We start from the raw sequence: 22,995 nt of genomic DNA, 5'->3' as shown, positions 1-22,995 counted from the left end.
GGGAGAGGGGACCGATTGGGGAATGTTCGATAATTACGCCGAAATGAACGATTTGCAGCGAATCCATAATCGACTGGTTCTTTCAGGTCGATGGATAATGCGAGACACCGCGGTCGGCTCCCTCTCCTGGGGGAGAGGGCTGGGGTGAGGGGGATAGGACAACGCAAAATTCAAGCGAAAATCAAACCAGCCCCGCATCCACCAACAACTTCTCCAACCCCAGCAAATCCGGCACCTTCGCCACCTGCTCCCCGACCTGCACCGCCGCCTGCTCCAGCGCGCACAACGGCACGTCGACGTAACTCAACTGACTGTCGAGCTTGTACGAGCGCGGAATCCCCTGCACCAGCAGAGCGATGAAGCGCAAATTCGGCAATCCGCCGAGGGCGTTGAGGATGACGATCCGCGCCCGTTCGCCGATGACGATCTTGTTGCCGCACGCCGACTCGAAACTCAGCAGTGGAATCTGCCGTTCACGCCAGGTCACCCGGCCCAGATACCAAGGCGGCGTATCGAGGTCGAAGGCGCTGGCCTGGTAGTCGATCAGCTCGGCGACGGCCACGTTGGGCAGGATCAGATTGCGATCCGCCAGCGGCAGCAGCAGTCCCGTGAGCTGGCTGCTGTGTGGGTTGTGAGGCCGCTCATGCATGTTTTTTGCTCCAACGGGCAATGCTTTCGAGCAGCACCGACTCCTGGTACGGCTTGCCAAGGTAGTCGTTGACGCCGATGGCCATGGCGCGATCGCGGTGTTTCTGGCCGGTGCGCGAGGTGATCATGATGATCGGCAGGTGTTGCAGGCGCTCATCCTGACGTACCCGGGTCGCCACTTCGAAGCCGTCCATGCGCGGCATTTCGATGTCGAGCAGCATCAGGTCCGGCATATGCTCTTCCAGCAGCAACATCGCATCCACTCCGTCCTTGGCGGTGAGTACGTTCATGCCGTGGCGTTCGAGCAGACGGCTGGTGACCTTGCGCACGGTCACCGAGTCGTCGACCACCAGCACCAGCAGCGGCTTCTGCGGTTCGCTGTCGATCTCGTGACTGGCCGGACGCTGCGGCAATCGTGCCTGCATTGCGCGGATCGGCGCCAGCAGGTCGAGAATAAGCACCACCCGGCCATCGCCGAGGATCGTCGCCCCGGACACGCCCTGCACCGCCGCAAACTGCGGGCCGAGGCTCTTGACCACGATTTCCCGGGTGCCGGCCATGGCGTCGACCTGAACCGCGATGTGCCGGTCGTTGCACTGCACCAGCAATACCGGCAGCGGCAGGCTCTGGCCGATCAGTTTCGGCCGTGGCGCGGTTTTCAGCAATTCGCCCAGATAAACCAGTTCATGACGCTGACCACCGTATTCGTACGTCGGTGGATCAAGGCGGAAATACCCGTCCAGTTCATTCGGCAAGACACGGACGATGCCGTCGATGGTGTTCAGCGGAATGGCGTACTGATCCTCGCCACTCTGCACCATCAGTGCGCGGTTGACCGAGACGGTGAACGGCAGGCGGATACGGAAATGCACACCGCGCCCCGGCACGGAGTCGATGCTCATGGTGCCGCCCAGTTGCCGCACTTCTTCATGGACCACGTCCATGCCCACGCCACGTCCGGAAATCTGGGTGATTTTCTCGGCGGTGGAAAACCCCGGCTGAAGGATGAACTGCAACACATCACGGTCACTGATCTGCGCGTCTGGCGCCAGCAATCCGCGCTTGATGGCCTTGCGCCGCACCGCGTCCAGCGGCACCCCGGCGCCGTCGTCACGGATGTCGAAAACGATGTCGCTGCCCTCGCGGGTCAGATCGAGGGAGATCTGACCTTGCGCCGGTTTGCCCGCCGCAAGGCGCACATCGGCAGGTTCCAGACCGTGGTCGACGGCATTGCGCAGCATGTGCTCCAGCGGCGCGGCCATGCGCTCAAGCACGTTGCGATCCATCTCGCCTTCGGCGTTGCCCACGGTAAACGCCACGTCCTTGTGCAGTTCTTCGGCGACCTGACGGACGATGCGCTTGAGCCGCGGCAACATGCGCTCGAACGGCACCATGCGCGTGCGCATCAGGCCTTCCTGCAACCCGGTATTGATCCGGCCCTGCTGCTGCAACAGATTCTCGGCGTCGTGGGTGCGACGGTCGAGGGTTTCCTTGAGATCGAGCAGGTCGGAGGCGGATTCGGACAGCGCCCGGGACAACTGTTGCAACTGCGAATGACGATCCATTTCCAGCGGGTCGAACTCTTCGTAGCCCAGGCGCTCGGCGTCCACTTGCTGACGGCTGAGAATCCGCCCCTGGGTTTCGGTGTCGAGGCGGCGCAACTGATCACGCATGCGCTCGAGGGTGGTTTCCATCTCGTTCAGGGCGATCTGCGCATCGCTGACCTGCTGCTCGATGCGCCCACGGAAAATCGAGGTCTCCCCGGCAAGGTTGACCAGCTCATCGAGCAATTCGGCGGAGACTTTGACCATATCCGCGCCGACCTCGGCAGCGGGCGCGGCAGGCTCGCTCTTCACCGGCGCCGGTAAAATCGGCGCGGGGGGCTCCACCGGCGCCGGATGGCTGAAGTTCTGGATCGCGCCGATCAGTCGATCTGCCGGCGGGCATGGCTGGCCGGCGCGCACCGCATCCAGCATCTGCGCCAGGCGGTCATGGCCGCGCTGCAACAGGGCAAACAGTTCGGCGCTGCTTTGCAGGGTGCCTGAGGACAGGCTTTCGTACAGGTATTCCAGCTCATGGGCGAGGTCGCCGATGGGGCCGATTTCCACCATCCGCGCACCGCCCTTGAGGGTGTGCAAATCCCGCAGCAGGGTTTCCACTTCCTGGCGGTTGCCGGGCTCGGCCTGCCAGCGCAGCAGCGCGGCGCCGGAGCTTTCGATGATGTCGAAACCTTCTTCGAGGAAGATCTCCAGCAGTTCCGGGTCGTGTCCGGCGCCGTCATGGCTGGCGGCCTCCGAAGGCGTCTCGCAAGTGCCCGAGAGGCCCTGACGGAACTGACGGATCGCGTCGATCAGCGCTTGTGCCGGCTTCAGCGGCTGCTGGTCATGCAGTTGATCGAGGTACAACGCCAGGCGCTCATGGCTCTGCAACAACAGCCGGCCCAAGGCGTCGCTGTGGCTGTAGCGGCGATCCACCAGACCTTCGTAAAGGCTTTCCAGCTCCTGGGCCAGGTCACCGACGGCCTCCACCTCGGCCATTCGTGCACCGCCCTTGAGAGTGTGCAGGTCCCGTTGCAGCGATGACAGCGGGGCACCGTTTTCCGGGTCATGCAACCAGCGCTGCAAGGCTTGTCCGGCGCTGTCGAGAATGTCCACCGCCTCTTCGAGGAAGATCTCGACGATCTCGTCATCCGCACCGGGTCCGCCGACGTTCTTTTGCAGCTCGGCGGTAGCACTGCCCAGCTCATGAATGCTCAGGGTGCGACTGCCGTCACTGCGAATCAGGCCCATGGCCGACGGGTCGAGGCTTTCGTCCAGCAGTTCGTGCAGTGCACGGATACGCTGGGGTTGCGGGGTGATTTCCTGGCCGGCGGCCAGTTCGTCGAGCATGTTGATCAGCGCTTCGTGGGCGTGCTGGGCCTCAAGAAAGAACCGCTCGCTGACCGCCAGACTGCTTTCTTCCACGGCGCCATACAGGTCGAGCAAGGCTTCGCACAGCACATCCACCGGCAACAGGTCTGCCAGGTGCGCAGCCTCGCCGAGGGTCGTCAGCTCATCCAGCAACGCACTGAGTTCCTGACGCTCGCCAGGATGTTGCTGCCAGCGCTGCAAGAGGTTTTCGGCGTCGAGCAGGATGTCCATGCCCTGGGCCAGAAAGTTGTTGATCAGTTGCGGATCGCGCTTGACCCGCAGGCTGTTGTTCGGCGCGTTGAGGATGGATTCGAGACGTTCACCCAGCAGGGTTTCAGTGCGCTTGATCAGCGATTGCGCACCGACAATCGGCGCCAGTGGATCAAGCTTGAGCTGGCGCAGGCCGACGCGGAGCAGACCTTCGGCTTCCAGCAGCAATTCCACTTCATCCAGGTCCAGCGCCAGTTGATGGGCCTTGAACTCCCGGGCCAGTTTGTCCAGCGGCGCCGCCAGTTCGGCAATCGGCACGACACCGGCCATCGAGGCGCTGCCCTTGAGCGTGTGCAGCGCTCGTTGCAGTTCATCGCTGGCCTGCAGCGGCACATGCTCGGCGGCCTGATCGAGGAAGCGGTTGAGGCTGGCGAGGTGGGTTTCGGCTTCGTTGCGGAAAATCTCCAGCAACAGCGGATCGAGTGCCGCTACGTCTTCCACGTCCTCGGCGGGCAACGGCACCTCGCCCCTGGCCAGGGCGTGAGCCCGCGCCGCCAGGTGATCGACATCCTGGCGCTGACGTTGACCGTTGATGGCGAATTCGGCGATCAGGTCCGGCAGCATCAGCAACGTATCAGTCAGTAACTGTTGCACGGCCGGGCCAGGCTCGACGCTGTGTTCCAGCACCCGGTTGAGCAGGTTCTCCACGGCCCAGGCCAGCTCGCCGAGCACCAGTGCCCGGACCATGCGCCCGCTGCCCTTGAGGGTGTGGAATGCCCGGCGCAGTTCACTCAACGCTGCGCGGTCCTGCGGATCGGCGGTCCAGCGCGGCAGGTAGTCGCGCAGGACATCGAGCACTTCCTCGGTTTCTTCGAGAAACACTTCACGCAATTCGTCGTCCACCGGCTCTTCATCGGGCGGCGGCGGCAACAGGCTGCCTGGCGTGGTCAGTGCCGGCGGGTTGACCGCCGAGACCGGACTGGCCAGCACATCGGCCAACGACTTCACGATGCCGGGGTCATCGAGTTCCTGCAGGTCCTGCATCACCAGCGCTTCGCCGGGGCTGAGCACGTCGTCGAGCACGGGTACATGCCGTTCACTCGGCGGCTCGTCAGGAAAGTAGCCGAGACGCGCCAGGCTTTTCTGCGCGACGTCCAGCAATGGCTCGCCGCAGGCCAGCGGATCGTCGCTCAGGCGTTCAAGGTAATACTCGATACCGGTGATGACATCGGCGAGGTGGTCCAGTTGTTGCCAGCCCGGCTCGTGCGGGTCGAGCAGCAGATGCTCGCGGATGAAACCGTTGCAGGCTTCCAGCAGGCCGGCCGCACGGGCCAGCGGGATCATTGCCAGCGCACCGCGCACCTGGGTCAACAGCGCCGGCAAGTCTTGCAGTTGCTGGCGATCCCAATCGGCGTCGATGTAGTCGACGATCATGTCCTTGGCCTGTTGCAGGCAGATGCGCGCCTCCTTGATCACAATCTGATGGATCTGCGTCAGGTCGGTGGTCGGCAGTCGCGAGTCTTCCGGGCTCTCCGGTTCCACCGTGCCGACCATACCGGCCAGGGTCGCTTCGACGTAAAGCAAGGCACCGGCCACGTCCATCAGTGTGGCGTCGTTCGGCTCGCGCTGGCCCTGGGCAAGACTGAGTACCACCGCCAGTTGATCGATGATGACCCTGCGCGGCTGACCGAAACCGAGCACCGCCAGGGTGTCGGCAATCTGCCGCAGCGGCGCCAGCAGGCTGTCCAGATCCGAGGCGTGCTGACGGTCGCTGCGCACGAACAGGTCGAGACGTTCCTTGACCCGCACCAGTTCTTCGCACAACGCCGCGAGCACCGAGCGCATGGCATCGCGGTCAGGCCCGGCCAGGCGGGCGCGTTCTTCGTCGACCATCGCGCTGTCAGGCAACGCGTCGTCCAGGGAGTAGCGATCTTTCATGGTCAGCATCTGCCCGGTGGGATGTTCGGCTTTGGCAATGTAGAACAGCAGGCTTTTCAAAAGCTCGGGAGGCGGTGGCTGGTTGAGACCGGCCATGCCTTGTTCGAGCAGGCGCTTGAGCTCCTTGTCGGCGTCCTTGAACAGACTGCGCAGGGCCGGGCTGTTGGCGATCCGGCCTTCGCGCATGCCTTCGACCAGCGCCGAGGCGACCTGCCACAACGGGCTCAACGGAGCCTCGCCGCTCAAGGCTTCCAGGCGAGCGAAAACCTTGCCGAGGTAGCCGAGGTGAGTCTGATCGTCCTGCTCGCGCAACAGTCCCACCAACGCCATCTGCAACATCTGCCGCAACTTGCGCAGCACGCTGGACAGCTCGGCAGGTTCCAGCAGGGCCAGCGCCTGCCGGCTCAGCGGCGCCAGTTCCGGCAATTGCGGGCTGAACAGGCTGGTCTCGGACAACAGGCTTTCGCCCCGGGCGCTGCGCAGATCGTTGATCAACGGCAACACCACCAGCGGCAAATCACGGCGGGCGCCTTGCACGCGCTCGAGGTAGGCGGGCAATTGGCCGAAGGCCTGCAACAGCAGGTGCAAGGCTTCATCACGGTGGCTGACGCGGTCGTTCTGCAGGGCTTCGACCAGATGCTCCATTTCCTCGGCGAGCAGTGCCGCACCGTAGAACTCGACCATCTGCAGACTGCCGTGGACCTGATGGATGCACGCCAGGCACTCGTCCAGACCGGGCACCGACTGCGGATCGTCGAGCACGGCTTCGATGGCCTGGTGCGCCTGCTTCAGCGTTTCGGCAATTTCGCCCTTGATCCATTCGAGGGCCACGTAGTCGTGCCGGTCACCCATAACCACTCCGCTCGACATGATCTCGCCTGCTGGCCTCACGCCTTGCCCGTAGCGGGTGCTGCCGCCGCCGGCAAGGTGAACCCGGATACCGAACGCCGCAACTGACTGGCCATTTTCGCCAGGTTACCGATGCTTTCGGCAGTGGCCGTGGAGCCGGACGACGTCTGCGAGGTGATCTGCTGGATCACGTTCATCGTCAGGGAAATCTGCCCGGCCGAAGACGTCTGCTGCTGCGCCGCGTTGGAAATGCTCTGGATCAGTGCCGCGAGGGTCTTGGACACGCCTTCGATTTCTTCCAGGGCCACACCGGCATCCTGCGCCAGCCGCGCGCCGCGCACCACTTCGGTGGTGGTCTGTTCCATGGAAATCACGGCTTCGTTGGTGTCGGTCTGGATCGCCCGCACCAGCGTCTCGATCTGTCGGGTCGCGGCAGACGAACGTTCGGCCAGTCGCTGAACCTCATCGGCAACCACCGCAAACCCGCGCCCGGCATCGCCGGCCATCGACGCCTGGATCGCCGCATTGAGGGCGAGGATGTTGGTCTGGTCGGCAATGTCGTCGATCAGGCTGACGATGTCGCCGATTTCCTGGGATGACTCGCCCAGGCGCTTGATGCGTTTGGCGGTGTCCTGGATCTGCTCGCGAATGTTGTCCATGCCGTGGATGGTGTTGTGCACCACCTCGTTGCCCTTGTTGGCGATTTCCACCGAGCGCTCGGCCACCGCCGAGGATTCGGCGGCGTTGGCCGACACCTGATCGATGGACTGGGCCATGTCGTTGATCGCGGTCGAGGCTTCGGAAATCTGCTGGGCCTGATGCTCCGAGGCCTGGGCCAGGTGCATGGCGGTGGCCTGGGTTTCCTGCACCGCTGCGGCGACCTGGCCGGCGGTGAGGTTGATGGTCGCCACCAGATCACGCAATTGATCGACGGAGTAGTTGATCGAGTCGGCGATGGTTCCGGTGAAGTCTTCGGTCACCGAGGCGGTCACGGTCAGGTCGCCATCGGCGAGGTCTTCGATTTCATCGAGCAGGCGCATGATCGCGTTCTGGTTGCGCTCGTTCTTCTCGGCAGTCTCGCGCAACTGACGGTTGGTTTCCCGGACCATGACCATGCCGATCAGGATGATCGACGCCAGCGCCAGCAACCCCAGCACGTAGCCGCCGATGGTATCGGTGCTGCGCCCGCCGGCGAGGTTCTCGAAACCGCTGGCCAGGTGCGAGGCTTCGTCGAGCAGGGTCTGCGACAGGCTGAAGATATTGGTGGCGGACTCGCGGACCTTGAACAGCTCCGGCGAGGTTTCGAGGATTTCATCCACCGAACCCGAAACGAACTGGAACAGCTCGGAAATCTCGCTCAGGCGGGCACGGGCGTCGCGGTCCTCGACCTGGCTGATCTTCAGCGTCGGGTTGCCTTGCAGCATGCCGTTGAGCACCTGGCCGAAGCGCGTGGCGTCACGGCCGAAGGCATCGGCGGCCTGCTGCGAGTTTTCGTCGCCGGAGAGCACGGTATTCACTGCGCCGAGAATCCGTTCGGCCAGCAGCGACTGACGCTGGGCCATCGCTACCTGCGCTGCCGGGGCGCCGCGCTGCAAAAGGATCTCGACGACTTTCTCGTATTCGATCTGCAACTGCGGAACGGTTTCGGCCAGGGTTGCGGCCACCTGATGCAAGGACAGTACGGTCTGTTCGCTGGAGAGGATGGCGTCGGTGTTTTTCAGCAGGCGTTCCCAGTCCAGCTGCACGGCGCGCATTTCCGGGCGTACGGTGGACGGTGCCGGCGGCAGCCCGGTGGCCGGGTCGCCCTTCTTCAGGTAACCCCAGCGCTGGGCGAAATCATTGCGCGCATCACTGAGCAACTTGAACGCGGCAGCCTTGCCGGCGGCGGCTTCAGTGGCGTTCTTGGCGATCCGCTGCGACAGCACCCGCAGCTCACCGGCGTGGCCGATGTACTGTTTGTCGTAGTTGGCCTGGGTGTTGAGGTAAGCGAAGTTGGCGAACAGCAGCATGATGAACACGATCAGCGCGATGAACAGCACGATGATCTGCGAGCGGCTGCGCGAGCCTTCTGCGGGCTTGCTGGTTTTTGCTTTGATCATCGGTCCTCGCCTGTTAAACCGCGACGTGCATGAAACTCGGTGACTGCGCCAGCGCAAACAGGCTGAACACCCGCCAGTTCTGCTCGCGCCGGAAATACCCTTTGACGAACTCGCCCTTGGAGCCCTGCCGCTTCCTGATCGAGAGGGGTTCGAAACTGTCCTGCTCGAAATGCTGCAGACCGAAGACCTCATCGACCAGCACGCCGGCGAAAACGTCCCGATGCTCCACCACCAGCACCCGCCGCTGCTTGCGCATCGGCGACAGCTCATGCCCGAAAAATCCGCACAGATCCAGAATCGGCAACAACCGCCCGCGCAGATTGGCCACACCCTTGACCCAGGGCTTCACCCCCGGCATCGGGGTGAAACGCGGTTCGGGCAGGACTTCGCTGACTTCGCCCATCGGCGCGACGTACCAGTGCTCGCCGAGGCGAAAGCCGATGCCGCTCCAGCGATCCTGGCGCGCCGGTTGCGACGGCAGGTCTGCCGCCAGCAGGCGACAGCGCTGATCGATCTGCCACAACAGTTCGAACGCGGTCAGCGACTCGCTCATGACGGCGCGATCAACCGGCCAGCACGCCGTTCAGGGTCTTGATCAGCATGTCTTCCTCGACCGGCTTGGTCAGGTAATCCCTGGCGCCCTGGCGAGTCCCCCAGACCTTGTCGGTTTCCTGATCCTTGGTGGTAATGATGATGACCGGGATGTGGCTGGTTTCAGCGTCCTTGGTCAGTTGACGGGTTGCCTGGAAACCGTTGAGGCCGGGCATGACGATGTCCATCAACACGGCATCGGGTTTTTCCTGACGGGCCAGGGCCACGCCGTCGGCGCCGTTTTCGGCTTTCAACACTTCATGGCCGTGCTTTTCCAGCATGCCGGTCAGTTTGTACATTTCGGTCGGCGAATCATCGACGATCAGAATACGTGCCATGGTCTTCCCCATTTTTTCTTGTCGACACCGGGCCCGCTGGCCGAGCGTCACTGTGCGTGTCTTACTGCGGCAAATCAGCGGCAAAGCCCGGAACATGGGCCGCAATCGCGTCGAGCAGCTCTTCCTTGCTGAAAGGCTTGGTCAAAAATTGATCGGAGCCGACAATCCGCCCCTTGGCCTTGTCGAACAGCCCGTCGCGGGACGACAGCATGATCACCGGCGTGGCCTTGAAAGCACTGTTGTTCTTGATTAAAGCGCAGGTCTGATAACCATCCAGACGCGGCATCATGATGTCGACAAAAATGATCCCGGGGTGGTGGTCGGCAATCTTCGCCAGGGCGTCGAAACCGTCGATTGCGGTGATGACTTCGCACCCTGCATTTTTCAGCAGGGTCTCGGCGGTGCGACGAATCGTTTTCGAGTCGTCGATCACCATGACCTTCAAGGCGCTGGACTGCTGTTCCATAAGGGGGCTCTACCGTCGCCTTTGCGAATCAATTTGTCCGTTTTGCGATGAGTGATGGCTGGAAACCCTTGTTGTTCAAGGGCCAGTGCAGCTGGCAGCCTTTTTAGCACAGTCTCCTGACGCAATCTATCGACGGGTTTTTCCTTGACCGCAAACCCGCCCGGCGCCACTCTGGCGGCACTTTTTCATACCGATCCGGTAGCCAATTTTCGAGGAAAACCCAATGAGCGTTCGCGTCGGGATTGTCATGGACCCTATCGCCAGCATTTCCTACAAAAAGGATAGCTCGCTGGCCATGCTGCTGGCGGCGCAGAAGCGCGGCTGGGAACTGTTCTACATGGAGCAGAAGGACCTTTATCAGGCTGAAGGCCAGGCCCGGGCACGGATGAAGCCATTGAAGGTCTTCGCCAACCCGGAAAAATGGTTCGAACTGGGTGCCGAACAGGACGCCCTGCTCAGCGACCTGAACGTGATCCTGATGCGCAAGGATCCACCGTTCGATATGGAGTTCGTCTACTCCACCTACCTGCTCGAACAGGCCGAAGCCGCCGGGGTGCTGGTGGTCAACAAGCCGCAGAGCCTGCGCGACTGCAATGAAAAACTGTTCGCCACTTTGTTCCCGCAGTGCACGCCGCCGACCATCGTCAGCCGTCGCCCGGACGTGTTGCGCGAATTCGCCGACCATCACGGTGACGTGATCCTCAAGCCGCTGGATGGCATGGGCGGTTCGTCGATCTTCCGTCATACCGCCGGTCATCCGAACCTGTCGGTGATTCTGGAAACCCTGACCCTGCACGGCAAACAGCAGATCATGATCCAGGCTTACCTGCCGGCCATCGTCGATGGCGACAAGCGCATCCTGATGATCGACGGCGAGCCGGTGGATTACTGCCTGGCGCGGATTCCGGCCTTGGGCGAAACCCGTGGCAACCTCGCCGCCGGCGGTCGTGGCGAAGCCCGTCCGTTGACCGACAAGGATCGCTGGATCGCCGCCCAGGTCGGCCCGACCTTGCGCGAGAAAGGCCTGCTGTTCGTCGGCCTCGACGTGATCGGCGAGCACCTGACCGAAATCAACGTCACCAGCCCGACCTGCATCCGTGAGATCGACAATGCCTTCGGCACCGACATTGGCGGAATGCTGATGGATGCCATCGAGAAAAAGCTGCAAGGTTGATGTGTGTCACATGCAGCCTGTCGCTTGATGCTTGAAGCCCAAGGCGTGAAACCAACATTGCGTTATCATGCGCGGCCTGTGAAAAACGCGATGTTGGTTTTCTTGTCATGACACTTCCGTCCGATCTGCCTGCTGAACTCGCCCACCGCGGCGTGCGCCCGGTCGATCGCCTCGGATTTACCCTGTTTCTCGCGGCGCTGATCCATTTGGCGCTGCTGCTCGGCGTGGGTTTCACCATGGTCGAGCCCCGGCAGATCAGCAAAACCCTGGAAATCACCCTCGCCACCTTCAAGAGCGAAAAGAAGCCGGCGAAGGCCGATTTCCTCGCCCAGGAAAACCAGGAAGGCAGCGGCACCCTCGACAAGAAGGCGATCCCCAAGACCACCGAGGTCGCGCCGTTCCAGGACAATCAGGTCAAAAAAGTCACGCCGCCGCCGGCCGCCAGACCGCAGGTGCAGGAAGCCGCGCCCAAGGCGGCGGTGACTACCGTCGCGCCGAAGCCGAAAAAGGCGCCGACCAAGAAAGAAGAAGCCAGGACCGAGACCAGACCCACGGTCGACGCCCCGACTTTCGACAGCTCCCAGCTTTCCAGTGACATCGCCAGCCTCGAAGCCGAGCTGGCCAACGAACAACAGCTGTACGCCAAACGCCCGCGCATCCACCGCCTGAGCGCGGCGTCGACCATGCGCGACAAGGGCGCCTGGTACAAGGACGAATGGCGCAAGAAGGTCGAGCGCATCGGCAACCTCAATTACCCCGAAGAAGCCCGGCGCCAGCAGATTTACGGCAACTTGCGCCTGATGGTGTCGATCAACCGCGACGGCTCGCTGTATGAAGTGCTGGTGCTGGAATCTTCCGGTCAGCCGCTGCTGGATCAGGCGGCACAGCGCATCGTACGTCTGGCCGCACCGTTTGCACCGTTTACCGGGGACCTGTCGGACATCGACCGGCTGGAAATCATCCGCACCTGGAAATTCGCCCGGGGCGACCGGCTCTCCAGTAACTGACCCCCGCAGAACCCCTGTGGGAGCGAGCCTGCTCGCGAATGCGGTGGATCAGCTACATGAATATTGAATGACACACTGCTTTCGCGAGCAGGCTCGCTCCCACGATGGATGGATGTGTTGCTTGCATCTCCAGCTTGTCAGTTCGCCCCCCGAACGCCACACTACCGCACATGAAAAACGTCAGCCCCAGCTACCTCAAGCATCACTTCCTGATCGCCATGCCACACATGGCCGACCCGAACTTTGCCCACACCTTGACCTACATCGTCGAGCACACGGCCAATGGGGCCATGGGGCTGGTGATCAACCGACCGCAAGAGCTGAATCTGGCCGACATCCTCGAGCAACTGCGCCCGGACGTCGATCCGCCAGCGCTGTGCCAGCATGTACCGATCTTCATCGGCGGCCCGGTGCAGACCGATCGAGGTTTCGTCCTGCATCCGGCGGGCAAGACCTTCCAGGCCACCGTCGAGCTGGACGGCGAACTGGCACTGTCGACGTCCCAGGACGTGCTGTTCGCCATCGCTGACGGCGTGGGCCCGGCGAAAAGCCTGATCACCCTCGGTTACGCCGGTTGGGAAGCCGGGCAACTGGAAGCCGAACTGGCCGACAACGCCTGGCTGACCTGCCCGTACGACGCCGACATCCTGTTCAACACCCGCAGCGAACTGCGTCTGGAAGCGGCGGCAAAGCACCTGGGAATCAACCTCAGCCTGCTGACCAGCCAGGCAGGGCACGCCTGATGGCCCTGCGCCTGATCCTCGGCTTCGACTACGGCACCAAACAGATCGGCGTGGCGGTCGGCCAGGTGATCACCGGCCAGGCTCGCGAACTGTGCACCCTGAAGGCCCAGAACGGCGTTCCGGACTGGAACCAGGTCGAAGCCCTTATAAAGGAATGGAGGCCCGATGCCGTGGTCGTTGGTCTGCCGCTGAACATGGATGGCACGCCCAGCGAGATGTGCGCCCGCGCCGAGAAATTCGCCCGCCGCCTCAACGGCCGCTACAACCTGCCCTTCTACACCCATGACGAGCGCCTGACGACCTTCGAAGCCAAGGGTGAACGACTGGTGCGCGGCGGACAGAAAGGCAGTTACCGCGACAACCCGGTGGACGCCATCGCCGCCGCCCTGCTGTTGCAGGGCTGGCTCGACGAAAACACCGCACTGTTTGAATCCTGACAAGCGCTACGGCGCTTTTCTTTTGGCTACAACCCGAGCTCCGGTTCGCGAGAACCGGCTCGGCCCCGAGAAGGAGCAACCATGAGCCTGCCCAATCCCGCCGATCTGATCAGCCAGATGGCGACCCGCCTCAAGGCGCACCTTGCCCAGCGCAATATCAGCGAACCGCGTTACATCGGCATCCGCACCGGCGGCGTCTGGGTCGCCCAGGCCCTGCTCGCAGAACTGGGCAGCGACGCGCCACTGGGCACGCTGGATGTTTCCTTCTACCGCGACGATTTCAGCCAGAACGGCCTGCACCCGCAAGTGCGCCCGTCCGCCCTGCCCTTCGAAATCGAAGGCCAGCATCTGGTGCTGATCGACGACGTACTGATGAGCGGCCGGACCATCCGCGCCGCCATGAACGAACTGTTCGACTATGGCCGTCCGGCCAGCGTGACGCTGGTCTGCCTGCTGGATCTGGACGCCGGCGAACTGCCGATCCGCCCGAACGTGGTCGGCGCGACCCTGTCGCTGGCCGCCCACGAGCGGGTCAAGCTGTCCGGCCCGGAGCTGGCCCTCGAACTGCAAGACCTTGCCCTTTAATCCGCCCTATTGAGAGTCCCCTTCGCGATGACGCCTCTAGATACCAAGCGCCCGCTGCAGCTCAATGATCAGGGCCAGCTGCGACACTTCCTCTCGCTCGACGGCCTGCGCCGGGAGTTGCTGACGGAAATCCTCGACACCGCCGACTCGTTCCTCGAAGTTGGCGCACGGGCCGTGAAGAAAGTCCCGCTGCTACGCGGCAAGACCGTGTGCAACGTGTTCTTCGAAAACTCCACCCGCACCCGCACCACCTTCGAACTGGCGGCCCAACGGCTGTCGGCGGACGTGATCACCCTGAACGTGTCGACCTCGTCGGCCAGCAAGGGCGAAACCCTGCTCGACACCCTGCGCAACCTCGAAGCCATGGCCGCCGACATGTTCGTCGTGCGCCACGGTGACTCGGGCGCCGCGCACTTCATCGCCGAGCACGTCTGCCCGCAGGTGGCGATCATCAACGGCGGTGACGGCCGTCACGCCCACCCGACCCAGGGCATGCTCGACATGCTGACCATCCGTCGGCACAAGGGCAGCTTCGAAAACCTCTCGGTGGCCATCGTCGGCGACATCCTGCATTCGCGGGTGGCGCGCTCGAACATGCTCGCCCTGAAGACCCTTGGCTGCCAGGACATCCGCGTGATCGCGCCGAAAACCCTGCTGCCGATCGGCATCGAGCAGTACGGCGTGAAGGTCTACACCGACATGACCGAAGGCCTGAAAGACGTCGACGTGGTGATCATGCTGCGCCTGCAGCGTGAACGCATGACCGGCGGCCTGCTGCCGAGCGAAGGCGAGTTCTACCGTCTGTTCGGCCTGACCACCGCGCGCCTGGCCGGCGCCAAACCCGATTGCATCGTCATGCACCCGGGGCCGATCAACCGTGGCGTGGAGATCGAGTCGGCAGTCGCCGACGGCCCGCACTCGGTGATCCTCAATCAAGTCACTTACGGCATCGCGATCCGTATGGCCGTGCTGTCCATGGCCATGAGCGGACAAACCGCGCAGCGTCAATTCGAGCAGGAGAACGCCCAGTGAAGCTCAGCATTCTCGGCGCCCGCGTCATCGACCCAGCCAGCGGCCTGGATCAAATCACCGATATTCACGTTGAAGCCTGCAAGATCGTCGCCCTCGGCGCTGCACCGGCCGGTTTCAGCGCCGTGGAAACCATCGATGCCCACGGCCTTGTCGCCGCTCCAGGCCTCGTCGACCTGAACGTCGCCCTGCGCGAGCCGAGTTACAGCCGCAAGGGCAGTATCGCCAGCGAAACCCGTGCAGCGGCAGCCGGTGGTGTGACCAGCCTGTGCTGCCCGCCGAAGACAAAACCGGTGCTTGATACTTCCGCCGTGGCCGAGCTGATCCTCGACCGCGCCCGAGAGGCCGGCAACACCAAGGTGTTCCCGATCGGCGCCCTTAGCAAAGGCCTGGACGGCGAACAACTGGCCGAGCTGGCAGCCCTGCGCGACGCCGGTTGCGTGGCATTCGGCAACGGTCTTGAGAGCTTCCGCAACACCCGTACCCTGTGCCGGGCGCTGGACTACGCGGCGACCTTTGACCTGACGGTGATTTTCAACTCCCAGGATCATGACCTGGCCGACGGCGGCCTGGCCCACGAAGGCCCCACCGCCAGTTTCCTCGGCCTGCCAGGCATCCCGGAAACCGCCGAAACCGTGGCGCTGGCCCGGGATCTGCTGCTGGTGGAACAGACCGGTGTGCGCGCACATTTCAGCCAGCTCACCAGTGCCCGTGGTGCAGCCCTGATCGCACAGGCCCAGGCCCGCGGTCTGAAAGTCACGGCGGATGTCGCCCTGTATCAGTTGATCCTGACGGATGAAGCGCTGATCGACTTCAGCAGCCTGTATCACGTACAACCGCCGCTGCGCACCCGCGCCGACCGCGACGGTCTGCGTGAAGCGGTGAAGTCCGGGGTGATCTCGGCGATTTCCAGCCATCACCAGCCCCACGAGCGTGATGCCAAACTGGCTCCGTTCGGCGCGACCGAACCGGGCATCAGCAGCGTCGAACTGTTGCTGCCGCTGGCGATGACGCTGGTCGAAGACGGCCTGCTGGATCTGCCGACCCTGCTCGCGCGCCTGAGCGCCGGCCCGGCCGACGCCCTGCGCCTGCCGGCGGGCAAACTGGCGGTGGGCGGTGCAGCGGATATCGTGCTGTTCGATCCGAAGGCCTCGACCGTGGCCGGCGAGACCTGGCTGTCGAAGGGCGAAAACTGCCCGTTCATCGGCCATAGTCTGCCGGGTGTCGTGCGCTACACCCTGGTGGATGGCCGGATCAGCCATCAGGCATGAAGACAAGAGATAGCAGGCTGTAATGGCCTGCTATCTCCTGAATTCTATTTAATAGCGACAAATATCCTTGCTGGTAAAGTCACGCTCAAAGTCATTCTTCGCAACACGATCTCCTTCGCGTCCTCTCCACTGTTAGATCTACACCGATTGACGTAGGAAAGCGGCCGCCCGCCATAAAGAAAAATCCGACGCTTTACACTCTCGTAAAAATAGCCTCAACACGATCAGAAACAGCCTACAAAGTTCTAATAGGCGACACTTACGCGCAGCCACTAATATAAAAATATCAAAAGGATAACCAATACCCACAAGGATGAGCATATGAAAAATGGACTTACGCTCCCCCCTATTGTGATCAGAGGCACAACAGGAAACTCTGGCGGATTTACAGTTGACTCCGGCTTCAGATGGGGAACCTATGCAACAGCAGACTGGCAAGGTACAGGAGAGGCTGTTATCACCAATGACGGTCAAACCTATTCATTACCACTGAGTAGCGGCCCTGTAATAACCTCAGCAGAAATGGACATGTTCCATGCCTGGCTTGAAATAAAATCCGGAATTAAAGCTTTCACCTATGAACTGCAAATGGTGAACAAGGCAATTAACAACGACGCCTTGGGTGGAATTCGCGACCTCTGGAGAATTACCGAAAGCGACAATTATTTACTCAGTAACTCCACCATCATCAGCCATGGTTATTTCAAGAATAAAGTCATCAATTTCAGTTTGGCTGATGCATTTGCGGCGCAGCAAAAATTAAGCCCCATAGAAGCATTGATCAAAGTCTCCGCGACTGCTCCTTACAATCTGAATTACGAAACACTCACAACCGAGCTATCTGGCGGCACCTTCAGCCCGATCAAGGCCTTTGCTCATTATCTCTGGGGAAATGGCGAGAGGATGAGGGTCAACATCAACAACATTGGCCTGAATGTCAAAGCCAACGAACTGCCATTACTGGCAAGCTCTATCGCGAGCACCCGAGAACCCGGCACTTATTACTTATCTGACCCGAAAATCCCTTACGCCACCATTAATGACAGCACTATCACCGGGGCTTACTTGGGAAGAATAACGTTAAAGATGGAAGGAAACTTTTCACGCGATAATGCAGGAGCCTGGGTTTTCGATGGTGTTATCAGAGCCTATACTGACACTTACGACTTCGACGCAAGCAACAGGTCAACTGCCCTTGAATTATTAACAACAGCAGGCAGAGTATTTTCTGGAACACATTACGAGATCGAGATTTTCGGAGAGCATAAAATAAGGCTGAGCGGAGCTGGATTTCACCCTACGCCGTGAGCATTAATAACTTTACAGATACCTGTTCAATGGAGAGCGAATGAACATAACCTACAAACCATTTAGTTATATTTATCCGATCGCTCTCGCAATCACATCTGGCGCAGCAATACTCATACTAATAAAAAACCTCGAATCGGGGATATATGACGTAAACCAGGACTCAATTGGCTTGCCAATTAGTGTAACGCTGCTGATTTCTCTGGCACTGGCACTAACGCAACTACTGCAAATTTTCTTATTACGCCGGGGACGCGCCAGTTTGCGTGCAGGTCTGCTACTGAAAATATCAGCCTACTTGATTGCAACAGTATCGCTGGTGATCTTGGTGGACAGGGTTGTGTATTGGTCCATACCCAATCACGCCATCATTGCGATACTTTATGGTGTCACTGCCGTTACGTTTGTCGCTTTCCAAAGACAAACCTTCGCGCAATTGAAATGACACAAATGCAAGACCGAGGCTTGAGGAGGGGTTGCCGCCAAAGTGCGAACAGCTTCGGCAGCAACCCCTCGCATCACTTACTGAAAGGCGCCGCGCCCCTCGGCGTTACGCACCGACACCTGATCATTCAGTGTCCAGAAGTCATACAGCACCCCCAGAAAGAACAACCCGCCGGTCAGCAGATACACCACCCCGCTGATCCACTTGCCCTGATACATCCGGTGCACGCCGAACGCGCCAAGGAACGTCAGGAGAATCCACGCCACGTTGTATTCGATCGGCCCCGCCGCAAACCGCAGGTCCGCTTCCCGATCCATCGCCGGAATCAGGAACACGTCAATCAGCCAGCCGATCCCCAGCAGTCCGAAGGTGAAAAACCAGATCGTGCCGGTCACCGGTTTGCCGTAATAGAAGCGGTGGGATCCGGTAAAACCGAAGATCCACAACAGGTAACCGATCACCTTGCTATGGGTGTCCTTTTCCTTTACCTGGGGCAGTCGATAGCGGTTCATGAAGACCTCGATTCACGCAATAGATAAATTTTCTTTAATTCTTTGTGACTTTTTTACAGGAAGCCGACGTACGGCAAATGTTACCTTGTGGTCCGTCAAAGCCTTGTAGCGCCTGACTTCTGTCCGACAATTGCGTCCATTTGCCGCTTGTTTGGTTCCGTTGCCCGCCTTTTGAATCGACCAACGGCCTCGGAAGGGACAAAAAAGCTGTTATAAAGTTGCGCGCTAACCTATACGAGCCCTGCCTATGCGTCCATTTTTCAAGACATGGCTGACCATTTGCCTATTAATGCCACTGGCCGCCCACGCCACCAATCGTGAGCAACGTCTGCCCAACGTCAACGGCTTCACCCCCAAATCCCATGCCTCTGCTCCCTCGAACAAAGGCAAGCAAACGAAACACACCACGCTCGCCAGCAAAGGTCACGGCAAGCTGGTTCCCGCGATGGCGAACAAGGAAAGCAGCAACGTCCTCAGCCGCGCGGTGAACGTCCTCGGTACACCTTACCGTTGGGGCGGCAGCAGCCCGAGCAAAGGCTTCGACTGCAGCGGCCTGGTGAAATACGCGTTCAACGACGCCACGTTCGACCTGCCGCGCACCTCCAATGCCATGGCCAGCGGCCACGGCGAGAAAGTCGAGCGCAAGGATCTGAAGCCGGGCGACCTGATTTTCTTCAACATCAAGAGCCGTCGGGTCAATCATGTTGCCATCTACCTGGGCAACGACCGTTTCATCCATGCGCCGCGTCGCGGCAAAGCGGTGAGTATCGATACGCTGAACAAACCGTACTGGGAACAGCATTACGTGGTTGCCAAGCGGATGCTGCCGAAAGAGCCGGGCGGCAAGCAGATGCGCGTGGTTCAGCGCTGACATTTGCAGATCACAAAAAACGCAGCCCCCGGGCTGCGTTTTTTTTGGCTAGAAGTTATCCGGCGTCCGCGCCTTCTCCCGCGCATGTTCACGACTGATCAGGCCCTTGGTCACCAGATCCTTCAGGCACATGTCGAGTGTCTGCATCCCCAGCGACCCGCCGGTCTGAATCGCCGAATACATCTGCGCCACCTTGTCCTCACGGATCAGGTTACGGATCGCCGACGTTCCCAGCATGATCTCGTGCGCCGCCACCCGGCCGCCGCCGATCTTCTTGATCAGCGTCTGCGAGATCACGGCCAGCAATGACTCGGACAGCATCGAGCGCACCATCGATTTTTCGTCACCCGGAAATACGTCAACCACCCGGTCAATGGTCTTGGCCGCCGAGGTGGTGTGCAGCGTGCCGAACACCAGATGCCCGGTTTCCGCAGCGGTCAGCGCCAGCCGGATGGTTTCCAGGTCGCGCATCTCGCCCACCAGGATCACGTCCGGGTCTTCACGCAGGGCCGAACGCAGGGCCGTGGCGAAACTGCGGGTATCGCGGTGGACTTCACGCTGATTGATCAGGCATTTGCGCGATTCGTGGACGAATTCGATGGGGTCTTCGATGGTCAGGATGTGGTGATGACGATGGGTGTTGAGGTAATCGATCATCGCCGCCAGGGTGGTGGACTTGCCGGAACCCGTCGGTCCGGTCACCAGCACCAGCCCGCGCGGTGAATCGGTGATCTTGCGAAAGACATCGCCCATGGCGAGGTCTTCCATGCTCAGCACTTTCGACGGAATGGTACGAAACACCGCGCCGGCGCCACGATTCTGGTTGAAGGCGTTGACCCGAAACCGCGCCACGCCCGGCACTTCGAAGGAAAAGTCGGTTTCCAGATGTTTCTCGAACTCCACCCGCTGGGTGTCGTTCATGATGTCGTAGATCAGTTCGTGCACCTGTTTGTGATCCAGCGCCGGCAGATTGATCCGCCGCACATCGCCATCCACACGGATCATCGGCGGCAGACCGGCCGACAGGTGCAGGTCGGAAGCGCCCTGTTTGGCGCTGAAGGCCAGCAGTTCAGTGATATCCATAGCGTCCCTCAATTCCAGTAGAATGCCGCGAACCTTCAGACCGCTGGCGCCTCTTGATGACCACGATAGCAGACAACATCGCCCTCGTTAGTTCACGCATTCACGCCGCCACCGCGACCGCCGGCCGCGATGAAACAGCGTCCGGCTGCTGGCCGTGAGCAAGACCAAACCCGCCGAGGCCCTACGCGAAGCGTACGCCGCCGGCCTGCGCGACTTCGGCGAGAACTACCTGCAGGAAGCCCTGGGCAAACAGCTCGAACTGGCCGACCTGCCCTTGATCTGGCACTTCATCGGCCCCATTCAGTCGAACAAGACCCGCTCGATTGCCGAGCATTTCGCCTGGGTGCACTCCGTGGATCGCCTGAAAATCGCCCAACGCCTGTCCGAACAACGCCCGGCGGACCTGCCGCCACTGAATGTCTGCATTCAGGTCAACGTCAGTGGTGAGGCCAGCAAATCCGGCTGCACCCCGGCCGACCTGCCGGCCCTGGCCAAGGCCATCAGCGCCCTGCCGCGCCTGAAGCTGCGCGGGCTGATGGCGATTCCCGAGCCGACCGATGATCGTGCCGCGCAAGACGCCGCCTTCGCCGCCGTCCGGAAATTGCAGGCCGACCTCGATCTGCCACTCGACACACTTTCCATGGGCATGAGCCACGACCTCGAGTCGGCCATTGCCCAGGGCGCCACCTGGGTCCGTATCGGTACGGCCCTGTTTGGCGCTCGCGACTACGCCCAATCCTGATGATTTCCAGATAAGGACCTGACATGAGCGACACGCGTATTGCCTTTATCGGTGCCGGCAACATGGCCGCCAGCCTGATCGGCGGCCTGCGGGCCAAGGGTCTGGAAGCCGCACACATCCGCGCCAGCGATCCGGGCGAAGAAACCCGCAACCGGGTCAGCACCGAACACGGCATCGAAACCTTTGCCGACAACGCCCAGGCCATCGACGGCGCCGACGTGGTGGTACTGGCGGTCAAGCCGCAGGCCATGAAAGCCGTGTGCGAAGCGATCCGCCCAAGCCTCAAACCGAATCAACTGGTGGTGTCCATCGCGGCGGGTATCACTTGCGCCAGCATGACTGCGTGGCTCGGCGAACAGCCGATCGTGCGCTGCATGCCCAACACGCCGGCGCTGCTGCGTCAGGGCGTGAGCGGCCTGTACGCCACCGGCGACGTGAGCGCCGAACAGCGCCGGCAGGCTGAAGAGCTGCTGTCCGCCGTGGGTATCGCCCTGTGGCTGAACGAAGAGCAGCAACTGGACGCGGTCACTGCGGTCTCCGGTTCCGGCCCGGCGTACTTTTTCCTGCTGATCGAAGCGATGACCGCTGCCGGCGTCAAACTTGGCCTGCCGAAGGAAACCGCCGAGCAACTGACCCTGCAAACCGCGCTGGGCGCGGCACACATGGCCGTTTCCAGCGATGTCGACGCCGCCGAACTGCGCCGCCGCGTAACCTCGCCAGCGGGCACCACGGAAGCGGCGATCAAATCGTTCCAGGCTGGCGGTTTCGAAGCCCTGGTGGAAAAAGCACTCGGCGCCGCCGCGCACCGCTCGGCCGAGATGGCCGAACAACTGGGCAAATAAGGAGCCTTACATGATCGGATTGAACACCGCAGCGGTCTACGTGCTGCAAACACTCGGCAGCCTGTACCTGCTGATCGTGCTGCTGCGCTTCGTCCTGCAACTGGTGCGGGCGAACTTCTACAACCCGCTGTGCCAGTTCGTGGTCAAGGCCACCCAGCCGCTGCTCAAGCCGCTGCGCCGGATCATCCCGAGCCTGTTCGGCCTGGACATGTCGTCACTGGTACTGGCGATCCTCGTGCAACTGGCCCTCATGGCGCTGACCCTGCTGCTGACCTACGGCACCACCGGCAATCTGCTGCAACTGCTCATCTGGTCGATCATCGGCGTGACCGCGCTGTTCCTGAAGATTTTCTTCTTCGCCCTGATCATCAGCGTGATCCTGTCGTGGGTCGCCCCGGGCAGCCACAACCCGGGCGCCGAACTGGTCAACCAGATCTGCGAGCCGGCCCTCGCGCCGTTCCGTCGCCTCCTGCCGAGCATGGGAGGCCTGGACCTGTCGCCGATCTTCGCCTTCCTCGCGCTGAAGCTGATCGACATGCTGGTGATCAACAACCTCGCGGCGATGACGATGATGCCGGAAATCCTGCGCCTGTTGATGTGAGCTGGTTCCGTTGGGACGGTGACGACCTGATTCTCGAATGTCACCTGCAACCGGCAGCCCGCAGCGATGACTTCGCCGGGCTGCACGGCGACCGCCTGAAAATCCGCCTGACCGCCCCGCCGGTCGAGGGCAAGGCCAATGCGTACCTGATGGGGTTTCTGGCCAAGGCTTTCGGGGTTTCCAGGAGCCAGGTCAGTTTGCTCAGTGGTGAGTTGAACCGGCAGAAGCGGGTGAGAATCTGCTCGCCGAAGAAGCTGCCGGATTTGCCCGGTTTGGCTCTTCCTTGATCGTTCCCAC

21 protein-coding genes and 1 pseudogene are annotated in these 22,995 nt (G+C 61.4%); 14 read left to right on the top strand and 8 right to left on the bottom strand.

Annotated features, from left to right (window positions below):
* Window positions 1-181 precede the first annotated feature (181 nt).
* From BBF94_RS10570 to pilG, 6 genes are all read right to left on the bottom strand, one after another.
* Window positions 182-649, bottom strand: a complete 468-nt coding sequence (locus tag BBF94_RS10570) for a chemotaxis protein CheW (RefSeq protein ID WP_065258980.1) — start codon at window positions 647-649, stop codon at window positions 182-184.
* Window positions 642-6,557 carry an Hpt domain-containing protein gene (locus tag BBF94_RS10565; protein ID WP_065258979.1) on the bottom strand — a complete coding sequence of 1,972 codons (5,916 nt, stop codon included), beginning with the start codon at window positions 6,555-6,557 and terminating at the stop codon, window positions 642-644. The genes BBF94_RS10570 and BBF94_RS10565 overlap by 8 nt, the downstream gene beginning before the upstream one ends.
* A 35-nt stretch (window positions 6,558-6,592) precedes the next feature.
* Window positions 6,593-8,653 carry a methyl-accepting chemotaxis protein gene (locus BBF94_RS10560; RefSeq protein ID WP_065258978.1) on the bottom strand — a complete coding sequence of 687 codons (2,061 nt, stop codon included), beginning with the start codon at window positions 8,651-8,653 and terminating at the stop codon, window positions 6,593-6,595.
* A gap of 13 nt (window positions 8,654-8,666) precedes the next feature.
* Window positions 8,667-9,206, bottom strand: coding sequence for a chemotaxis protein CheW (locus BBF94_RS10555; protein ID WP_065258977.1), 540 nt, complete (start codon window positions 9,204-9,206; stop codon window positions 8,667-8,669).
* Between the two features lie 10 nt (window positions 9,207-9,216).
* Window positions 9,217-9,582, bottom strand: a complete 366-nt coding sequence (gene pilH, locus BBF94_RS10550) for a twitching motility response regulator PilH (RefSeq protein ID WP_065258988.1) — start codon at window positions 9,580-9,582, stop codon at window positions 9,217-9,219.
* Window positions 9,583-9,643: 61 nt separating this feature from the next.
* Window positions 9,644-10,048, bottom strand: a complete 405-nt coding sequence (gene pilG / locus BBF94_RS10545) for a twitching motility response regulator PilG (RefSeq protein WP_065258976.1) — start codon at window positions 10,046-10,048, stop codon at window positions 9,644-9,646.
* A gap of 223 nt (window positions 10,049-10,271) precedes the next feature.
* Here pilG and gshB point away from each other — a divergent pair, with 223 nt between their 5' ends.
* The 9 genes from gshB to BBF94_RS10500 all read left to right on the top strand — a co-directional run bounded on the left by gshB (window position 10,272) and on the right by BBF94_RS10500 (window position 18,047).
* Window positions 10,272-11,222 (top strand): glutathione synthase, encoded by a 951-nt coding sequence (gshB, locus tag BBF94_RS10540; RefSeq protein WP_065258975.1) that lies wholly within the window; start codon window positions 10,272-10,274, stop codon window positions 11,220-11,222.
* Between the two features lie 107 nt (window positions 11,223-11,329).
* Window positions 11,330-12,229 carry an energy transducer TonB gene (locus tag BBF94_RS10535; protein ID WP_065258974.1) on the top strand — a complete coding sequence of 300 codons (900 nt, stop codon included), beginning with the start codon at window positions 11,330-11,332 and terminating at the stop codon, window positions 12,227-12,229.
* A gap of 170 nt (window positions 12,230-12,399) precedes the next feature.
* Window positions 12,400-12,972 carry a YqgE/AlgH family protein gene (locus tag BBF94_RS10530; protein WP_065258973.1) on the top strand — a complete coding sequence of 191 codons (573 nt, stop codon included), beginning with the start codon at window positions 12,400-12,402 and terminating at the stop codon, window positions 12,970-12,972.
* A complete protein-coding gene (ruvX, locus tag BBF94_RS10525) occupies window positions 12,972-13,409 on the top strand; it encodes a Holliday junction resolvase RuvX (RefSeq protein ID WP_065258972.1) in 438 nt (145 codons plus the stop codon). Before BBF94_RS10530 ends, ruvX begins: the two co-directional genes overlap by 1 nt.
* Window positions 13,410-13,490: 81 nt before the next feature.
* Window positions 13,491-13,994: a bifunctional pyr operon transcriptional regulator/uracil phosphoribosyltransferase PyrR gene (gene pyrR / locus BBF94_RS10520; protein ID WP_011336369.1), complete on the top strand. Its 504-nt coding sequence runs from the start codon at window positions 13,491-13,493 to the stop codon at window positions 13,992-13,994.
* 27 nt (window positions 13,995-14,021) lie between these two features.
* A complete protein-coding gene (locus BBF94_RS10515) occupies window positions 14,022-15,026 on the top strand; it encodes an aspartate carbamoyltransferase catalytic subunit (RefSeq protein ID WP_025109148.1) in 1,005 nt (334 codons plus the stop codon).
* Window positions 15,023-16,294, top strand: coding sequence for a dihydroorotase (locus BBF94_RS10510; protein ID WP_065258971.1), 1,272 nt, complete (start codon window positions 15,023-15,025; stop codon window positions 16,292-16,294). The genes BBF94_RS10515 and BBF94_RS10510 overlap by 4 nt, the downstream gene beginning before the upstream one ends.
* Window positions 16,295-16,615: 321 nt before the next feature.
* Window positions 16,616-17,602, top strand: a complete 987-nt coding sequence (locus BBF94_RS10505; protein WP_065258970.1) for a lipid II-degrading bacteriocin — start codon at window positions 16,616-16,618, stop codon at window positions 17,600-17,602.
* A 40-nt stretch (window positions 17,603-17,642) separates the two neighbouring features.
* The gene (locus tag BBF94_RS10500) at window positions 17,643-18,047 is read left to right on the top strand and encodes a hypothetical protein (RefSeq protein ID WP_065258969.1); all 405 of its coding nucleotides are present in this window, start codon (window positions 17,643-17,645) and stop codon (window positions 18,045-18,047) included.
* A 77-nt stretch (window positions 18,048-18,124) separates the two neighbouring features.
* Here the strand turns inward: BBF94_RS10500 and BBF94_RS10495 are convergent, their stop codons facing one another.
* Window positions 18,125-18,559, bottom strand: coding sequence for an NINE protein (locus BBF94_RS10495; protein WP_065258968.1), 435 nt, complete (start codon window positions 18,557-18,559; stop codon window positions 18,125-18,127).
* A gap of 247 nt (window positions 18,560-18,806) precedes the next feature.
* On the opposite strand from BBF94_RS10495, the gene BBF94_RS10490 reads away from it, so the two are divergent.
* Window positions 18,807-19,430, top strand: a complete 624-nt coding sequence (locus BBF94_RS10490) for a C40 family peptidase (protein ID WP_065258967.1) — start codon at window positions 18,807-18,809, stop codon at window positions 19,428-19,430.
* Between the two features lie 48 nt (window positions 19,431-19,478).
* On the opposite strand, the gene BBF94_RS10485 is transcribed toward BBF94_RS10490, so the two are convergent.
* On the bottom strand, window positions 19,479-20,513 hold the full coding sequence (locus tag BBF94_RS10485; protein ID WP_065258966.1) for a type IV pilus twitching motility protein PilT: 1,035 nt from the start codon (window positions 20,511-20,513) through the stop codon (window positions 19,479-19,481).
* Window positions 20,514-20,569: 56 nt separating this feature from the next.
* Here BBF94_RS10485 and BBF94_RS10480 point away from each other — a divergent pair.
* The 4 genes and pseudogenes from BBF94_RS10480 to BBF94_RS10465 all read left to right on the top strand — a co-directional run bounded on the left by BBF94_RS10480 (window position 20,570) and on the right by BBF94_RS10465 (window position 22,985).
* A pseudogene (locus BBF94_RS10480) lies at window positions 20,570-21,255 on the top strand (YggS family pyridoxal phosphate-dependent enzyme).
* A gap of 23 nt (window positions 21,256-21,278) precedes the next feature.
* Window positions 21,279-22,097 carry a pyrroline-5-carboxylate reductase gene (gene proC / locus BBF94_RS10475; protein ID WP_065258965.1) on the top strand — a complete coding sequence of 273 codons (819 nt, stop codon included), beginning with the start codon at window positions 21,279-21,281 and terminating at the stop codon, window positions 22,095-22,097.
* Window positions 22,098-22,107: 10 nt separating this feature from the next.
* Complete coding sequence (locus BBF94_RS10470) at window positions 22,108-22,698, top strand: YggT family protein (RefSeq protein WP_065258964.1); 591 nt, start codon at window positions 22,108-22,110, stop codon at window positions 22,696-22,698.
* The gene (locus BBF94_RS10465; RefSeq protein WP_065258963.1) at window positions 22,695-22,985 is read left to right on the top strand and encodes a DUF167 domain-containing protein; all 291 of its coding nucleotides are present in this window, start codon (window positions 22,695-22,697) and stop codon (window positions 22,983-22,985) included. The genes BBF94_RS10470 and BBF94_RS10465 overlap by 4 nt, the downstream gene beginning before the upstream one ends.
* Window positions 22,986-22,995 lie beyond the last annotated feature (10 nt).

It is taken from the genome of Pseudomonas bananamidigenes (genome assembly GCF_001679645.1).
GTDB classification, from domain to species: domain Bacteria; phylum Pseudomonadota; class Gammaproteobacteria; order Pseudomonadales; family Pseudomonadaceae; genus Aquipseudomonas; species Aquipseudomonas bananamidigenes.
The sequence above is the reverse complement of the archived record's forward strand: the minus strand, read 5'-3'. Positions and strand labels throughout refer to the sequence as shown.

Coding starts and splice junctions, on each gene's coding strand:
- BBF94_RS10570 (WP_065258980.1), bottom strand. CDS start 649: ATGCATGAGCGGCCTCACAACCCACACAGCAGCCAGCTCACGGGACTG.
- BBF94_RS10565 (WP_065258979.1), bottom strand. CDS start 6,557: ATGGGTGACCGGCACGACTACGTGGCCCTCGAATGGATCAAGGGCGAA.
- BBF94_RS10560 (WP_065258978.1), bottom strand. CDS start 8,653: ATGATCAAAGCAAAAACCAGCAAGCCCGCAGAAGGCTCGCGCAGCCGC.
- BBF94_RS10555 (WP_065258977.1), bottom strand. CDS start 9,206: ATGAGCGAGTCGCTGACCGCGTTCGAACTGTTGTGGCAGATCGATCAG.
- pilH (WP_065258988.1), bottom strand. CDS start 9,582: ATGGCACGTATTCTGATCGTCGATGATTCGCCGACCGAAATGTACAAA.
- pilG (WP_065258976.1), bottom strand. CDS start 10,048: ATGGAACAGCAGTCCAGCGCCTTGAAGGTCATGGTGATCGACGACTCG.
- gshB (WP_065258975.1), top strand. CDS start 10,272: ATGAGCGTTCGCGTCGGGATTGTCATGGACCCTATCGCCAGCATTTCC.
- BBF94_RS10535 (WP_065258974.1), top strand. CDS start 11,330: ATGACACTTCCGTCCGATCTGCCTGCTGAACTCGCCCACCGCGGCGTG.
- BBF94_RS10530 (WP_065258973.1), top strand. CDS start 12,400: ATGAAAAACGTCAGCCCCAGCTACCTCAAGCATCACTTCCTGATCGCC.
- ruvX (WP_065258972.1), top strand. CDS start 12,972: ATGGCCCTGCGCCTGATCCTCGGCTTCGACTACGGCACCAAACAGATC.
- pyrR (WP_011336369.1), top strand. CDS start 13,491: ATGAGCCTGCCCAATCCCGCCGATCTGATCAGCCAGATGGCGACCCGC.
- BBF94_RS10515 (WP_025109148.1), top strand. CDS start 14,022: ATGACGCCTCTAGATACCAAGCGCCCGCTGCAGCTCAATGATCAGGGC.
- BBF94_RS10505 (WP_065258970.1), top strand. CDS start 16,616: ATGAAAAATGGACTTACGCTCCCCCCTATTGTGATCAGAGGCACAACA.
- BBF94_RS10500 (WP_065258969.1), top strand. CDS start 17,643: ATGAACATAACCTACAAACCATTTAGTTATATTTATCCGATCGCTCTC.
- BBF94_RS10495 (WP_065258968.1), bottom strand. CDS start 18,559: ATGAACCGCTATCGACTGCCCCAGGTAAAGGAAAAGGACACCCATAGC.
- BBF94_RS10490 (WP_065258967.1), top strand. CDS start 18,807: ATGCGTCCATTTTTCAAGACATGGCTGACCATTTGCCTATTAATGCCA.
- BBF94_RS10485 (WP_065258966.1), bottom strand. CDS start 20,513: ATGGATATCACTGAACTGCTGGCCTTCAGCGCCAAACAGGGCGCTTCC.
- proC (WP_065258965.1), top strand. CDS start 21,279: ATGAGCGACACGCGTATTGCCTTTATCGGTGCCGGCAACATGGCCGCC.
- BBF94_RS10470 (WP_065258964.1), top strand. CDS start 22,108: ATGATCGGATTGAACACCGCAGCGGTCTACGTGCTGCAAACACTCGGC.